Origin of the sequence: Cohnella phaseoli, assembly GCF_003386235.1 — a bacterium.
GTDB lineage: Bacteria > Bacillota > Bacilli > Paenibacillales > Paenibacillaceae > Cohnella > Cohnella phaseoli.
In genome coordinates this window covers 161,889-177,969 of the sequence record NZ_QRDZ01000002.1, presented here as the reverse complement: position 1 = coordinate 177,969, position 16,081 = coordinate 161,889, and the positions used below count along the sequence as shown (strand labels likewise).

Sequence of the window (16,081 nt, the reverse complement as noted above, 5' to 3'; positions counted from 1 at the left end):
TTCGAACCTCCATTAGGGTAACTTGTTTACATGAAGTTACTTTTCCCCAAAAGAAGCAGAAGAGCCTCGACGCAAGCTGCGGTTTGCGGTGTAATGGCTTGGTACAGTTTTTTGGCTTGCCGTGGCTTTAACTGCTCGATTACCGGCTCAAGCTCTTTAACCTCCCGCTCCAGTTGAGCGAGATGAATCTGGAGGTCGGCAAGCTTGCGGTTGACGGCTTCGTCTGTCGCAACGCGGTTGTGCGAGACAAACTGCTCTCTAATTTCCTCAAGCGAGAACTTCTGAGCCTTTAGTTGTTCGATTTGGCGCAGCCGGGTCAACGTTTCTTCGTCATACAAGCGATAGTTGCCTGAAGAACGTTTGGCGGGCAGCAGCAACCCCATACTGGTGTAGTAATCGATCGTCCGCGGGCTGATTCCGGCCAAAGAGGAAAGCTCTCCGATCCGGAATAGCCGTTCGGCGGCGTGCTGATTTTTACGCATCGTTATCCCCCTTTTGCTCGCGAAGTCTACTCCCATCATACAGAATCCCCAACCATACAGTCAAACGTGATGCTTTCAAGTGGTGTCCGTCTTACGACGCAGGCTACAAATATATAACATATACATTACACAAAAGAATGAAATCGGCCAAGATTAAAGAGGGTTATGCGTAAAAACACAAACTTTTATACAAAATTACATCTATCCAAACCCGATATCACCCTCTATAATGACATTATTACTTTCTTGTTATGTCATATTATATAACACTAAGAGGAGTGGGCGTTATGTTGAAGAAAAGCTTGTTATCGATCGGCGCATTGCTGGTACTATTTCCGACGGTCGCATTTGCGGAGGACCCGTCGCCGACGCAGCTGAATATGGGGCTCGATGCTCTATGGGTTATGTTGGGGGCGATTCTGGTCCTGTTCATGCAAGGCGGATTTATTCTTCTCGAAGCCGGATCGACTCGGATGAAGAACGCCGGACACGTCGCAGGCAAAACGATCTTTACGGTGGGCCTTGCCTCGATTGTCTACTGGGCAGTTGGCTACGGAATTACGTTCGGCGGGGAAGCTTCGGAGGCGTTGAACAAATTCATCGGACTTGGCAAATTTTTCTTCAGTCCGGCTAACGGGGTGACCGACGGCAGCCTGCCCGACTCGATCTTCTTCGTTTTCCAGCTCGCTTTCGCAGCCGTATCGCTGTCGATCGCCTGGGGCGGATTCGCGGAAAGAGCGAAATTGTCCTCTTATCTCATCTTCACCTTGTTCTTCGTGTCGGTTATCTACCCGGTTGTCGCTCACTGGATCTGGGGCGGCGGCTGGCTCGCGGAAGACGGAGCGCAGGATTTCGCCGGCTCCACCGTCGTTCACCTTACTGGCGCAATAGGAGCGCTGGCGGCTACGATTCTGCTTAAACCCCGCATTGGCCGATTCAACAAGGACGGCTCGGCGAATGAGATTCTTGGGCACAATCAAGTGTTTACGGCTCTGTCCGTGCTTATTTTATGGGTCGGCTGGTTTGGCTTTAACGCGGGCAGCACGGTTTCGATCGGCGACGGTTTCTTCGGCTTCGTGGCTTTTAATACGCAGTTGGGCGCAGCCGCAGGCGCTGTGGCGGGGCTGCTGATCTCCTGGCTTGTGAACGGTAAGGCAGACATTACCGCTACGCTGAACGGCGCTCTAGCCGGTCTGGTGGCGATCACGGCCTCTTGCGCCTTCGTAGATCCGTGGGCTGCAGTTGTTATCGGTCTCGTTGCCGGAGTGCTCGTCTTCTTCAGTGCCAAGTTTTTCGAAAAAATGAAAATCGACGATCCCATCTATGCGTTGTCCGTACATGGCGCAGCAGGGATTTGGGGCACTGTGGCGAATGGTTTGTTTGCTACGGAAGAGCTGGCGGCTAAAGTCGGCGTCGGCCAAGCGGGCCTGTTCGAGGGCGGAGGTTGGAAGCAGCTGTGGGTTCAAGTAGAATCGGTCGTTGTAGCCGGCGGATTCGCTTTCGTTGCGTGCTTCATCGTGCTGTGGGTCGTGAAAAAGGCGATCGGCTTCCGCGTGACGGAGGAGCAAGAGATTATCGGACTTGACTTGAGCGAACACGGTACCTACGGTTATCCGGAACAATTAAAAAAAGCGAACACGTCCCTGTAAACGCTGCTTAAGTCAGGAGGAGATAGACGCATGGACAGTCCCAAAGCGGAAAAGCGCTGGCCGGACATCGACTGCGCCGGCAATCTCGAACAGTTGAAGACGGCAAGGGAGAAGGGGCAGCGGCGATTGGAGGCCGATTTCTTCTCCTTGCCCGTCGAAGAGGCGATCGCTGCGCTAAATGAACTGCACGATGCGTTGATTGTCCGGGTGCTGGCGCTGGCGGAAAACGATTTGGCACGGTCGGGGTTTGGAGCCCCTCCCGTGCCTTATGCGTATATGCTCTACGGCAGCGGAGGTAGGCTGGAACAGACCATGCATAGCGACCAGGACAGCGGCCTGGTCTATGAAGATGCGCGAGATGAAGCGGAGGAGGAGGTTAATCGGAGTTACTTTCTGAAGCTGGCCGAAACGGCGGTCGAATATTTGATCGCAATCGGCTATCCGCCATGCGAAGGCAAAGTAATCGCATCCAATCCGGTATGGTGCTTGCCGCTAACGGGCTGGACGAAGCGAATTGCAGGCTGGTTCGCGGAACCGAGCTGGGAAAACGTTCGTTATCTGCTCATAGCTGCCGACGGACGAGCGATATGGGGAGATGCCGGTCTGGCGAATCAACTGCGCAGCCGATATTTCGGCGACCTGCTCGGCCACCCGGTCATCGAGCGCAGAATGCTGGACAATACGCTGCACCACAAAGTTCTTGTCGGCGTATTCGGACAGCTGCTGACAGAGAGATACGGGGAGAATGCGGGTGGCCTGGACATCAAGTACGGGGCCTATATTCCGATGGTTAACGCCTTTCGCTTGCTGGCAATGCGCGCCGGCATTCAGGAGACCAATACTTTACGGCGGATTGACGCTCTGCTTGGAGAAGGATGGCTGAATCCGTCCGAGGCAGAGGAGACAAGGGAAGCTTTCCTACTCTTTCTTAAACTGCGGCATTTCACGTCTACGACGATGGAAGGCGGGCGGCTCGTAGGCACGGGAAAGCTTCCGGCGAGCAAACTGACGAAGGAGATGGTCGCTCCTCTGAAGAAGGCGCTGAAGGTCGGCAAAAACATTCAACGTAAAGTACAGAAGGAGTTGCCGATCCGGCTTGGCGGGGGGAGAGCGAAGTGAAGGAGCCCAAGGATACGAATGCGCGAGGACGAATGTGGAACTTGTACAAAATGGGCGGGCTTCCCCCGGCGATTGCGTCGATGTTCGGCTCGGCCAACGCCCAGCAAATGGCTTTTATTCGCTCGATGTCCAGGGAGCAACGCAAGGAAAGCGCGCTAGCTCTACCGCTTGCCGAGATGGAAGCGGTCGTGTTCGATCTGGAGACGACGGGGTTTTATCCGTACAATGGCGACGAGATTATTTCGGTGGGAGCCGTTTTAATCCGCGGGGGAGAGTTCGAGGAGGTCGAGCCGTTCTATCGGCTCGTCAATCCGAAGCGCAAAATTCCGCGTCATATTACAGAACTGACCGGGATCACGAACGAGATGGCCGAAAATGCGCCGGATTTGATGCAGGTGCTGCACGACTTTATGGGTTATATCGGCAGGAAAGTGCTGATTGCGCACGGCAGCGGCCATGACAAGCAGTTTTTGAGCAGCGCGCTGTGGCGCACCTCGAAGGTAAACTTGACGCATCGGATTATCGATACGATGATGATCGCCAAGTGGCTGGAGCCGAAGGCGATTCATTATGGCTTGGACGAGGTGCTCGAACGTTACGGCGTCCCTGTGACGGAGCGGCATCATGCGCTTCATGATTCGGTTATGACCGCAAAGCTTTATTTCAAATTTCTCCGTTCTATTTTGGATCGGCAGGTGACGACGCTGGGAGAGCTGTATGCGTATTTAAGCCGTCATTAACGACCCACAGGGGGATCGGGGTCCAGTAATTGTCCGATTCGCGCGCGAAGACGCCGATCTCGTGATCGGCTTCGGTCAGCCCGATAATCCAATAAGTTCTCCACGGAACGAAACCTGCAAGATCGCTATCGCTGGGAACGATCGTTCCCGATGGATGACTGTGGAAGAAACCGACGATTTCGCGTTGGTTTTTTTGCGCTTCGAAGAAGGCTGCGATCCAGTCCTCGGGGTGAAAAGAAAAATGAGCTGCCGGGTGACCGGCAGCATTGCGAATGAGACGGAACTCGCTTGCTTCGATAATGCCGCTCGTTACCGTCCCCATGATCACTCCGCACGCTTCGTAGGGCAGGCGGTTCCGCAGCGTATGCACGAGCCCTTTTTCCAAATCGGCGTTTAATCTGACTTCCACATCCGTCTCCCCTCTCAATCATCACACTGAGTATGAATGAAGGGGGCGGCGCTGGCAACCTGCTACTGCACCTGCTTGCCGGGTTTAACCAGGAAGAAGACCAGCGCAAGCGCGATCAGCGACAACGCGGATACCGTCACGAACACGATCGTATGCGACTTGGCCATCATCCAACCGAACAGGGGCGGGCCGAAGGCGACTCCGAAAAACCGCAGACTGCTGTATAACGACGTAATCATCCCGCGCTCCGCCTTCTCGACAGCTCCGGTAATCATCGTGTTCAGGCAGGGCAGGAGCAGACCGGTGCCGATGCTGCTGATCGTCAGCAGTCCGATAAAGACGTAGAGATTGCTGTTAAACCAGATCGTGAGCGCCAAGGAGACGACCATCAGGGCGAGTCCGATATTCATGAGCCAGCGAATGAGCACGCCGTTTTTGCGGATGACCGTGCCGGTGATGTAAGCGGTCGTGACCATTCCGAACAGCGGAATGGCGAGGACAAAGCCCTTTCGGACGCCCTCGATGGAATAGGGAGGTTTCTCCAAAATGTCCGACAGGAAAAAGAGCACCCCGAACAAAATAAACAGAGCGAGCGATCCCGCGAAGAACGAGGAGATCAGCCAGCGGCCGCGTTCGGCGAAAATTTGTTTGACGGAGCGCAGGTACTGCGAGATCGGTTGCGGTTCGTCCTGACGTTTCGGTTCCTTGATGAGAAAAATAACGCCGAGCAGGGAGAGGAGACAGAAGACGGGAAACGCGAAAAAGGCGGCATACCAGACGATCAGCGCAAGCAGCGAGCCCAGAATCGGACTGACGACCTTTCCGGCTCCGTTGGAGGCCTCGATCAAGCCGAGCGCCTGGCTCTCTTGGCCGTCCTTGTACAAGTCTCCGACGAGCGCCATCGCAATCGGCGCGGTTCCGGCCGCTCCGATGCCCTGCAGCGCTCGCGCGGCAATCAGCACGGAGTACGAATCCCAGATCGCTCCGAAACCGGCAAGCACGCCAGCGCTGCCGTACACGATGAGAGAGGGGATAATCACGGCTTTGCGGCTGAAGCGATCCGACAAATAGCCGGCGATCGGAATGATCAGGGCGGCGCATACGGAAAATAAGCTGATGACCAGACTCGTTTGAAATTGCGAGATCCCCAGCTCGCTTCTGAGCGTCGGGAGGATTGGGACAAGCATGGAATTGCCGAGCACGAGTACGAGCGGGACGGTAGAGAGAGCGATGTACTGGCGTATTTTGCTTTTGGGTTTGCCTTGTCCGCCGGAGGAAGATTGAGCTTCCGGTCTCTCGGCGTCTGCGCCGATGTCGCTCGTGAAGGTGACGGACAGTCTGCTTCTGGATTTCGTGGTTGCGGACACTTCCTGTTTCCTCCTTAAAACGGCAGCTTTTACTCGTTCAACCTGCTGTCGCTGGTTCAGTTAACGTTCCCTTGCATTTGAGGCGATATGCGTTGGGCGGATGGAAGGAGATGTTCATCATTCCGACACGTCTGAGTCATGGAAGGTTCCTTGGAAATGGGGTAAGATAAGGGTAATATCTTGAACTTGAGAGTTGAGGAATCCATGAAAAGAAACCTGATTATTTTGGCAATAGCGGTCATTGCGATTGCTGGAGTGTGGATATGGGACGAAAGCGGGCGCGGAGCTTCCTCCGGTAAGGCGGCGGGAGCGAACGGGCAGTCGGCCGGCGAAATTCCGGCAGATCCGGCGCCGAAGGCGAATCATTTCGCACCGGCGTTTACGCTCGATTCGCTGGATGGAACGACGTCCTTCAGCGTCGGGGGGAAGCGGGACAAAGCTCTGATCGTTAATTTCTGGGCGGCCTGGTGCGGGCCGTGCGAGGTGGAGGCGCCGGATCTTAAGGCGATCTATGAAGATCATCAGGATAAGCTCGATCTGTATGCCGTTAACGCCACCAATTACGACAGGTTGAGATCGGCCAAAGAATTCGTGAAGGAGCAGGGCTTCGTGTTTCCTGTTCTAACCGATGCGGAGGGCGTAGCCGGAGACCTGTACAAAATTACCGGATATCCGGTCAGCTTTATTATCGATCGGGACGGCGTTGTCCGCCATCGGATCGAGGGCATTGTGGAGCGCAAGGAATGGGAGAAGATGTTGCAGGACGTGCTGTAGCGACGCCGACAACTTAGGAATCGATTGCCTCCTCCATGCATAAAGGTTAAGGAAGAACGAGTTTCTTCCGAAGCCGGCGAGCATGGGAGGGAGATTCATGGAAAAGCTCAAAATCATGATCGCAAGCCCGGTTCGGCGCAGACCGGACATATTGACCGAATTCCTGCACGGATTGGCTTCGATCGACGGCGGAGATCACGAGCTGATTTTCCGACTGGTCGATGACAACGACGACCCGGCATCGACCGAGCTGTTGAAGAGCTTTCAAGCTATGCAAGCGCAAAAAGGGATTTCCGCGAAGATCGAACAAGCCGATCGGAGTGCGGAAATCCCTTTTCAATGTAACGAGAATACGCATATATGGAACGAAATGCTCGTATGGAGAGTAGCCAAATCCAAGGACGGATTTATCCGGCAGGCAAGGGACGAACGCGTAGATGCCTTGCTGCTGGTCGATTCGGACATCGTTCTTCATCCTGGGACTTTGCTCCGCCTGCTGGAGACGGGAAAGCCGATCGTCAGCGAAATTTTCTGGACGCAGTGGCAGCCGGGAACCGCTCCGCTGCCTCAGGTGTGGTTAAGCGACGAATACGATATGGTGTCCAGGGAGCCGGGGACGCTGCTGTCGGATGCTGAAATCAAGCGAAGAACAAATGAATTTCTTGCGATGCTCCGAACTCCCGGACTGTACCAAGTAGGCGGGCTCGGGGCCTGCACGCTGATCGGCTCGGAGGCGCTGCGCTTTGATCTGTCTTTTCGCAAAATACGCAATCTATCCCTATGGGGAGAGGATCGCCATTTTTGCATCCGTGCGGAATGTCTCGGCTTCGATTTATTTGTCGATACGACGCTGCCGGCTCTGCATCTATATCGGACCTCGGATATCGGGAAGCTGCCCGCGCAGCGCGTTCATTGGCGCAATATGAGACGCGGGGCTGCCGAAGACGATTCCAGGCCGAGACTGCTGCTGTCGATGACGATGCGAAATGAAGCGAAAGGCCTTTTGAGAGAGATGCTTGCGCGCTGCAAGGATTATATCGATGCGGCATCTATTATCGACGATGGGAGCACGGACGGCTCGGCGGACATCTGTAGACAGGCGCTAGCGGGCATTCCCTTGAGGATCGTTCGCAACGACGAGCCGAAATTTGGCAACGAGTATGAGCTTAGACAGCAGCAATGGGCGGAGGCGGCGAAGCTAAACCCGCAATGGGTGCTTGTGCTCGATGCGGACGAATGGTTTGAGGATCGTTTCAAGGATGGGCTTTCCGCCATGCTTGAGCAGGAAGAAATCGACGTTTACAGCTTCCGCATTTACGATTTTTGGGACGATTGCCGATACCGGGAGGATGAGCATTGGAACAGTCACGGATTATATAGGCCGCTGTTGGTAAGGTATCGCCCGCATTTCCCCGCCGTGTGGTCGGAAACGCCTGTGCATTGCGGCAGAATGCCGTGGAACATTTTTTCCTTGCCGAATGCGATCAGTCCGTTCAGACTCAAGCACATGGGGTGGGCGAAGGAGTCCGAGAGGCAACGCAAGTATGAGCGTTATAAAGAATCGGACCCCGATGGATCGTATGGAAGCAAAGCTCAATACGAATCGATTATGGATGCGAACCCTCGTTTGGTGGAATGGAGCGAGAACGGCTGACGATTATCCGGCTTCCTGGTTATCTGAAGCGCTGTCTTGTCGGGAAACCAACGGTTCCAGGTAAGCTTTGTTTTGCAAAATAGCCGCATCGTCCGGACGATAGGTTCGGGCGATTTCGTTATGGGCGTAGGCCAGGTCGTGCAGCTTCAACCGGTCGTAGCAGACGCATAGCTGCAAGTGAGGGAGCCATGTTCTACAGGCGTGGTTTTCCAACGCCCACTTTTCCTGTGCGGGAAGTTCGATCGCCAATCTGTACCAATGGGCGGCGGCTTCGTATTTGCCCCGATGCAGCAAGCTGAAGCCGATGCGGCAGCAAAACTCGGGGCGGGGCGTATCGTAGCGGAAAGCGCGGCAGATCGCGTTCCACTCTTGCTCCGCCTCTCCAAGCGCGTGGTAGCAATCCGCAAGCTTGCTGCACGCGGTCACCTCATCCTCGATCCAGCCTTCCCCCTCGTCAAGGAATCGCTCATAATGAGCGGCAGCTTGGCGGTATTGCTGTGCCTCCAGCAGTTCATGGGCGTAGTAGAGTCGGTCGCGTGGCGTCAGCGGCAATCCTTGCGCTTCCCGCTGGCTGTAGATGCGTAGATTTCTGCCGGGGTCCGCATCGGTTAATGGACAATGAGCGACGGCGATATCGCTTGTTACAATATGCCCGCCTACAATAAGCACCTCGTGCACCGCTCCTTGCCAACTGTAACGATTGGATCTTTTGATCAGTCGATTGCGTCTTAGACTGTGGGCGACGTTGCCGTATTCGTCTCGACTCAGCTCATAGATCATCGAGACGGAATCGGTATCGGGGCTGAGCGTCCGTTTTAGTTCTAGCAGCTTCTGCTGGTTGTCGGGAGCAATTACGTCGTCGGCATCCAGCCATAGGATGTAGTCCTGTGTGGCGGCATCGAAGGAGTAGTTGCGGGCTGCGGAAAAGTTGTCGATCCAGGCGAAATGAAGCAGTCGATCCGTGAAGCGCAGGGCGATCTCTCTCGTGCGGTCGGTGGAACCTGTATCCACAATGATTATCTCGTCGACAAGCGGAGCTGCGGAGGCCAGGCAGCGTTCGAGAACTTGCTCTTCGTTTTTGACGATCATGCAGAGGCTAATCGTAATCATGCGATTCCTCCTATGGGTTCAGGGAAGATCGTTTGCTCCTGCGATAAATTGAATGGAGTTTCGCGTCAAGTTAATCTGTGCATCGACCAGACGGTGGCCGAAGCGTTGGGTCCGCCCAGGTTTAAGTTGATTGTAAGCCCGGTGCTGACGTACAGGATGGCGATGGTGTCTCCGGCATTCAGCGTGACGTCTCCCGCCATTGTAACCGTTGCATTGCCTAGAATGACTCGAAGGGTAAGAAGGGTAATGGAGGTGTTCAGTAACGGGAATAAACCTGTAATCAAATCGGTTCCATCGCTTGTGCGCCTGACGACGAAGGAAGGGTTGATGGTTGATCCTAGCTGAATGCCGATAGCGGCGACCGTGGTGTAACTGACGGTTGCTTTAATCGCGTATCTGCCTGTAACCGGCACCGTATAGGTTCCTGTCGTCGGGTCGAATCCCGCGCCCGGATAATAAGGAGCGGTTGTCGTCCAGTTGTTAAGTTGGGTGCCTGTAGCAATCGTGCTCGGAGCGCGCGAAGCCGAGAAGCCGTCCGCCAACACGCTTGGTCCGGTGCTGCCTGTCGCTCCCGTAACTCCCGTTGCCCCAGTCGAACCTGTAGCTCCAGTAGCGGATGTGATTCCGGTTGCCCCTGTTGGACCGGTCACTCCCGTTGCGCCAGTGACACCGGTCGCTCCGGTTGGTCCAGTGGGGCCGGTATTGCCAGTAGCACCAGTGGCACCAGTAGCACCAGTAGCACCAGTGGCTCCAGTTGTACCTGTGGAACCGGTGGCTCCAGTCGCGCCAGTAGGTCCGGTAGCTCCCGTTGTGCCGGTGGCTCCGGTGAAACCGGTAGCACCTGTTGAACCAGTGGCTCCGGTAGCGCCCGTAGACCCGGTAGCTCCTGTTACGCCGGTGGCTCCGGTAAAGCCGGTAGCACCTGTGGAACCGGTGGTTCCAGTCGCGCCAGTAGGCCCGGTAGCTCCCGTTGTGCCGGTGACTCCGGTGAAGCCGGTAGCACCTGTGGCACCAGTGGTTCCAGTCGCGCCAGTAGGTCCGGTAGCTCCAGTCGCGCCAGTAGGTCCGGTAGCTCCAGTCGCGCCCGTAGACCCGGTAGCTCCCGTTGTGCCGGTGACTCCGGTGAAGCCGGTAGCACCTGTGGAACCGGTGGTTCCAGTCGCGCCAGTAGGTCCGGTAGCACCTGTTGTGCCGGTGGCCCCCGTATCTCCAGTTCCCCCGGTTACCCCTGTGTTACCTGTGGGACCAGTGAAACCCGTGTTGCCAGTTGCACCTGTGGCTCCTGTCGGGCCTGTAGGTCCGGTAGTTCCCGTTCCGCCGGTGATCCCGGTGAAGCCGATAGCGCCTGTGGAACCGGTCGCTCCGGTCATGCCAGTAGGCCCGGTGGTCCCTGTTGTGCCTGTGGCTCCGGTGAAGCCGGTAGCACCTGTGGAACCAGTGGCTCCAGTCGCGCCAGTAACACCGGTTGTACCAGTAGTCCCGGTGATACCAGTGAAACCTGTGACTCCTGTAGAGCCGGTAGCTCCAGTAGCTCCGGTCGTCCCAGTGTTGCCTGTAGGACCAGTGGAACCCGATACCCCAGTGGTACCCGTGAAACCGGTCGTTCCGGTGATGCCAGTGTTGCCCGTAGCTCCAGTCGCTCCAGTGTTCCCTGTGGTACCAGTGGAACCCGTGACTCCAGTGGCACCAGTAACACCGGTGAAACCCGTGTCCCCTTTAGGGCCAGTAACACCGATCGCTCCGACATCGCCGGTGGCCCCAGTCGCGCCAGTAGAACCAGTAGAACCAGTAGAACCAGTAGAACCAGTAACGCCGGTGCTTCCGGTTGCGCCAATCGCTCCAATATCACCCGTAGCCCCAGTTGCCCCCGTGCTGCCGGTCGCTCCAGTTTGTCCAGTAGTTCCGGACGGACCAGTTGCCCCTGTCACTCCTGTAGCTCCGGTCGTCCCTGTTGTTGCGCTGCCGGTAGCTCCTGTGTTGCCGGTGAAACCAGTAGCTCCTGATTCTCCTGTAGCTCCGGTGCTACCGGTTACCCCAGTTGCCCCTGTTACTCCCGTACCGGGGGGGCCTGTGACGCCAGTAGCTCCGGTCACGCCAGTGGCACCTGTATTTCCGGTTCCCCCAGTGGCTCCCTGGCCAGGTCCTGGAGGCCCCGTCGCCCCTGTCGATCCAGTGGCACCTGTATTGCCGGTTCCGCCAGTAGCTCCCAGGCTGGGTCCAGGAGGCCCTGTCGCACCGGTCGCCCCAGTAGCCCCCGCAACCCCGGTTTCACCGGGATCGCCTTTCATGCCTCGGAAGCCCATCAAACCTCTCGATCCGGGCGATCCCATTGGACCCGTCGCTCCCGTAAGGCCGGTAGGGCCCGTCGGACCGGTTACAGCAGTCGGTCGAGGAACAGGTTTGGGAGGAAAAGGCTTGGGATATTTTCTCCTGTGCTTCTTTTGTTTTTTGCGGTGCGGGCAGCAGCACAATCGAAGGGCTTTCTTGCAGAAGGTACAATGCTTGGGGAGCTTCCTTCTTCTCATCGTTCTCCTCCCCTCGATGGAACCTCGATTCTGCTTCCGGATCCATAAAAAAATACCTCACTATGGAGGTACATACGAAAACTCTCATGTATAACTTATGATTGCCCGCACGTTTCCATAACCATGAAGAGTCAAATTGCGGGAAGAAACGACTTGTCCCGTCAATAAACAACGACGGATCAATTGACGTACATCAACTTGCTCGATTTTCCGAAGTCACGGCTGAGCTTAAACTCGATATGTAAACATGATAGGATTAGATAAATGCCGCTTGGTAAATCGACCCTAATTTCTTTTGAAAATTCTCTTTAATGCATTGTGATATTCAATGAATTTCAATATAATGGGATTTTTTTATGATAAAGTTAATCTTATAGGATGCTTTTTAAATAAAAGTGTGAAATATCCAGATGGACGCCTCGTACGACTGCTCGTGTTGGCTCTGAAATTTAATATCCGAATAACGCGTGAAATATTTATTTCATCCAAGTCGTAAAGATAATATTTGCAAATAAGATCGTGTACGATTACGGTGCCTCAAATCGGCGCTGTTGCTTCTAAGTTGCCGTTCCAATTCACGTACATGATTCTCAAGTTGCTCAATCCGTGCAGCCTGTTGATCGAGGAGAAATAGAACAACTGAAGCGATTTCTTTGTCCCCTTACAAATGGTAAGCACTTGGTCCGCTGTTAGCTTCATTTCCCCTCCCCTCTCGATCGATTCATTGTTATGGTCTGATTATCTTGTGGGCAGGTCTTATGAACGAGATTCGTTCTTGATGGACAGCCTCTTCTCTTCATAGCAAGGCGGCCGGCGAACCCATGGGATGCCAAAAGGATTCAACAATAAGATTCGACGGCCCTCCTCAAAGCAGGCGTTCCCGATACTCCTGTGGCGTCAGGCCGTAATGCTTTTTGAACATTTTGATAAAATGCTGCGTCTGGTTGTATCCGAGTTCGCCGGAGATGTCGTACACTTTGATTCCTTTATTTTTGAGCAGCGCAACGGCTTTCTCCATTCGGACGCGCAGCACGAAGTCGCTGAAGCTCTCGCCCGATTCCGACTTGTAGATTCGGGACAGGTAGGAGGGATGCAGAAAAACGCTGTTGGCGACCGTCTGGATCGATATGTCTTTGCCAAGGTTGGCCATGACGTATTCGTTGACCTGTTGAACGATGGCGGCGCGGGAATGCTGGCGTTCCCGATCGACGAGCTCGAACAGCCGATCGAGAATGCGGAACGTCCATTCCCGCAGCGACTTGACCGTCTTGAACGGCAGCCCGCCGGCGACCTTCTCGTATTCGTCCCCGATCAGTTCCGCCAGCCTGCGGCGATTTTTGTGCGCGATATAAGCAAGCATCCCGCCTATTTCGAGATAGACCTCCAGAATATGCTCCTCGAACTGAAATTCGTCCTGCAGCAGCTCCTCAAAGATCCGCTCCAGCTTCCCGCGCAGCTCGTTCCATTGTCCGGCTTCGATGGTCATCTTCAGCGTCGGCGGCTCGTACAGGCTGGACAGGAACGCCGTCTTGTGGACTTCTTCCGTGCTGCCGATCGTCATAAAGAAGGCCCGTTCGCTCCCGATCCGCTGACGGAACGCGAACAAGCATTGCTGGTAGCGGTCCGAGACGGCCTCGGGGAACTCGAACCAATCGCTGACGAGCGCGGATATGCTTCCCTTGAGATAGACGCCGACATAATGCTGGAGATGCGCCGCGCCCTGTTCCAGCATCCGCTGCCGCTCCGGCTCGGACAAGCTTTTCGTTCCTTCCCCGAGCGCTACGAGGAAGGTTAAATAGCCGTAGTCGTCGAGACAGCTCCATATTCGGAAATCGTCGCGGAACAGCTCTTCCGCGATGTTGGCGATCGCGTATTCCAGCAGCGATACGCTTCGCTGGTCGTAGTCGGCAAGCGGCTCCTCCAGCCGCACGAGCACAAGCGCCGCTTTCTCCCGGACGGTGAAGGGGAGCTCATACAGGTCGAGCTTCTCCTGCAACAGACTGTCGGACAAGCGTCGGCCGCGCAGCAGCTCCAGCAGGAGGCCGGTCTTCAGCGCCGGAAGATGCTCGCGGAACGTATGGAGCACCCGCTGGCTGGAAATAACGGCCTGCCATTCGGCCGCTTTTTTGTCGAGGACGCCGCGGATCGACCGGATCAGTTCGTCGTTGGGAACCGGCTTCAGCAGGTAGTCTTCGACATCCTGACGCAAGGCCTCTTTGGCGTATTCAAAATCGGCGTACCCGGACATCAGGATGACTTTAATGTCCTTCCAGCGTCTGCGGATTTCGCGAATCAGCTCCAGTCCGGACATGACGGGCATGCGAATGTCCGTCACGACCAGATCGACGGGCACGATGTCCAGCGTCTGCAGCGCTTCGTGGGCGGAATACGCTTTATGAACGCCGACAACCCCCATTTCCGTCCACGGGAGCGTGCGGGCCATGCTGTCTACCTGATGCGGATGGTCGTCGACGATCAGCACGTGATGCATCATGAGGGGCCTCCTTTGTTTTCATGATCCGTCCAGTGCAGGACGGTGCGCAATCCGCCGCCGGGGGAGGGGGACATCTCCACGCCCGCCTCCGGCCCGAACCGGTATTTCAGCCGCTGATGCACGTTCCACAATCCGCAGCCCGATTCGTTGTCGAGCGGCGTATCCAGCTTGATTCGCAGCTTCTCCAACGCGTCTTCGGAAAGCCCGACGCCGTTGTCCTCCACGATCAGACGGTTGCCCGCGCCGTCCCGTTCGCCGGAGATCCGCAGCCATCCCCATTCCATCCGCGGCTCAAGTCCGTGGAGGATCGCGTTCTCGGCGATCGGCTGCAGAATCAGCCGCGGTATCCGGAGCTCCAGCATGTCGTCCGGGACGTCCAGCTCGAAGTCGAAGCGCTGCATCTGCAGGTTCTGGATCGTCAAATAGTTGCGCACCAGCTCAAGCTCCTCGCCCAGCGTCGCTTCCTGATTTTCCACGCGGGTCGTATAGCGGTAGTACTGACTTAAGTTCAGCGTCATCGCGATCACGGCTTCTTTCTCTTCCAGCTCGGTCATGCTCTTGATGAACGCCAGCGAGTTGTACAGGAAGTGCGGATTGATCTGGGACTGCAGCTGCTTCAGCGTCGCTTCCTTCGAGCGAAGCCGCTCGGCGAACACGTTCTCGATCAGCTGCTCGATCTGGGACGCCATCTGGTTAAAGCGGTGGAACAAATAGCTGAATTCGTTCTTCTGCCTGTTCGTCAGACGGACGGAGAACTGGCCGCGTTCCATATTGCGCACGCCGTGAAGCAGCTGCGATACCGGCATCTGTACGTTGCGGTAAAGCAGCAGGGCGAAGGCGATGCTCATGGCCAGCAGCATGCCGATGCAAGCATAGAAGAGCAGGGAGCTGTTCTTGATCGGACTTAACCGGTATTCCATCGGGACGTAGTCGACGAGCACCCAGTTGAGCGTTTCCGACTTGACGTAGTTGATCATATATTGACGTCCTTGCAGCCGAACGTATTCGGTGCCGCTTTCCGCGCGGTCCGCGTCCACCTTGCGCCCGTTCAAATAGTCGACGACGCCCTCCGCCAGCGTTTCGTTAGCCGTCCGATTCATAATCGGCAGCTCGCCCGGATGGTAAAAAAACGGATCGTTTTTTCCCTTCAGCTTAATCTGGTCGAGCATGTTCCGGATGTTGTCCGCCGTGAAGCTGACTTCGACGATAATCCGCGAGCCGGGGTACACGGTATGCCTGACGAATTGCTTGACCGGTACGCCGTTCTCCGACGTCTCCCGATACTTCCATTCCTTCGTAATCGCGTCCTCCGCGAACATGGCGCCGTAATCCGCCGAATTCAAAGTGGTGACCCCGGTGCCGGCCGCCGGGGCATAGACGGTAAATTGGTTGGTCCAGTTGCTGGAGGCGCCGGACAATCTCAGCTTCTCGATAATGTCCTGCTTGATCACGACTTTCTCGTAGTTGCTCGGTTTCTCGTCGATATGGATCAAGTCGTCGATGACCTGGAACCGTCCGATCGTATTGGCGGCGAGCATTAATTGCTCTACCGTCACTTCCGCTTGCCGCAATAGAAAGGACAGATGCTGCAGGTTCGACTCCTTGATCTCGTTGCGCACGACGCGTACGCTCACTTGATTGGAATACATATACAGCCCCAGAATCGGCAGAATGAGGAGAACCAGCATCAGAATCAGTCTGCGGAAAATCGTCATTTTAACCGGCATTCCGGGGTCCCTCCAAGTAGGTAAGCGATTT

13 protein-coding genes are annotated in these 16,081 nt (G+C 55.6%); 5 read left to right on the top strand and 8 right to left on the bottom strand.

What is annotated here, in order from left to right; genetic code table 11:
- Positions 1–26: 26 nt before the first annotated feature.
- Positions 27–482 carry a MerR family transcriptional regulator gene (locus tag DFP98_RS02900; RefSeq protein WP_116059059.1) on the bottom strand — a complete coding sequence of 152 codons (456 nt, stop codon included), beginning with the start codon at positions 480–482 and terminating at the stop codon, positions 27–29.
- A gap of 287 nt (positions 483–769) precedes the next feature.
- On the opposite strand from DFP98_RS02900, the gene DFP98_RS02895 reads away from it, so the two are divergent.
- The 3 genes from DFP98_RS02895 to DFP98_RS02885 are packed head-to-tail and all read left to right on the top strand — an operon-like array spanning position 770 to position 3,990.
- The gene (locus DFP98_RS02895; RefSeq protein WP_116059058.1) at positions 770–2,131 is read left to right on the top strand and encodes an ammonium transporter; all 1,362 of its coding nucleotides are present in this window, start codon (positions 770–772) and stop codon (positions 2,129–2,131) included.
- Positions 2,132–2,161: 30 nt separating this feature from the next.
- Positions 2,162–3,250: a DUF294 nucleotidyltransferase-like domain-containing protein gene (locus tag DFP98_RS02890; protein ID WP_116059057.1), complete on the top strand. Its 1,089-nt coding sequence runs from the start codon at positions 2,162–2,164 to the stop codon at positions 3,248–3,250.
- Positions 3,247–3,990, top strand: a complete 744-nt coding sequence (locus tag DFP98_RS02885; RefSeq protein ID WP_371822825.1) for an exonuclease domain-containing protein — start codon at positions 3,247–3,249, stop codon at positions 3,988–3,990. Before DFP98_RS02890 ends, DFP98_RS02885 begins: the two co-directional genes overlap by 4 nt.
- Here the strand turns inward: DFP98_RS02885 and DFP98_RS02880 are convergent.
- Both DFP98_RS02880 and DFP98_RS02875 read right to left on the bottom strand, forming a co-directional pair.
- Positions 3,929–4,399 (bottom strand): M67 family metallopeptidase, encoded by a 471-nt coding sequence (locus tag DFP98_RS02880; protein WP_181917459.1) that lies wholly within the window; start codon positions 4,397–4,399, stop codon positions 3,929–3,931. The two genes, DFP98_RS02885 and DFP98_RS02880, sit on opposite strands and share 62 nt — an antisense overlap.
- 62 nt (positions 4,400–4,461) lie before the next feature.
- Positions 4,462–5,766 carry an MFS transporter gene (locus tag DFP98_RS02875; protein ID WP_116059055.1) on the bottom strand — a complete coding sequence of 435 codons (1,305 nt, stop codon included), beginning with the start codon at positions 5,764–5,766 and terminating at the stop codon, positions 4,462–4,464.
- Positions 5,767–5,970: 204 nt separating this feature from the next.
- Between DFP98_RS02875 and DFP98_RS02870 the strand changes: the two genes are divergently transcribed.
- Both DFP98_RS02870 and DFP98_RS02865 read left to right on the top strand, forming a co-directional pair.
- Complete coding sequence (locus DFP98_RS02870) at positions 5,971–6,540, top strand: TlpA family protein disulfide reductase (RefSeq protein ID WP_116059054.1); 570 nt, start codon at positions 5,971–5,973, stop codon at positions 6,538–6,540.
- A 97-nt stretch (positions 6,541–6,637) separates the two neighbouring features.
- Positions 6,638–8,194: a glycosyltransferase family 2 protein gene (locus DFP98_RS02865; protein WP_246016391.1), complete on the top strand. Its 1,557-nt coding sequence runs from the start codon at positions 6,638–6,640 to the stop codon at positions 8,192–8,194.
- A gap of 3 nt (positions 8,195–8,197) precedes the next feature.
- Here DFP98_RS02865 and DFP98_RS02860 read toward each other — a convergent pair whose 3' ends face one another.
- The 5 genes from DFP98_RS02860 to DFP98_RS02840 form a co-directional block, all read right to left on the bottom strand.
- Positions 8,198–9,304, bottom strand: coding sequence for a glycosyltransferase (locus tag DFP98_RS02860; protein ID WP_116059052.1), 1,107 nt, complete (start codon positions 9,302–9,304; stop codon positions 8,198–8,200).
- A 65-nt stretch (positions 9,305–9,369) separates the two neighbouring features.
- On the bottom strand, positions 9,370–11,607 hold the full coding sequence (locus DFP98_RS39640) for an exosporium glycoprotein BclB-related protein (RefSeq protein ID WP_425455508.1): 2,238 nt from the start codon (positions 11,605–11,607) through the stop codon (positions 9,370–9,372).
- Positions 11,608–12,366: 759 nt separating this feature from the next.
- Positions 12,367–12,528, bottom strand: coding sequence for a hypothetical protein (locus tag DFP98_RS38855; protein WP_181917457.1), 162 nt, complete (start codon positions 12,526–12,528; stop codon positions 12,367–12,369).
- Positions 12,529–12,694: 166 nt separating this feature from the next.
- Positions 12,695–14,323, bottom strand: coding sequence for a response regulator (locus DFP98_RS02845; RefSeq protein WP_116059051.1), 1,629 nt, complete (start codon positions 14,321–14,323; stop codon positions 12,695–12,697).
- On the bottom strand, positions 14,320–16,050 hold the full coding sequence (locus DFP98_RS02840; protein WP_116059050.1) for a sensor histidine kinase: 1,731 nt from the start codon (positions 16,048–16,050) through the stop codon (positions 14,320–14,322). Before DFP98_RS02840 ends, DFP98_RS02845 begins: the two co-directional genes overlap by 4 nt.
- Positions 16,051–16,081: the final 31 nt, after the last annotated feature.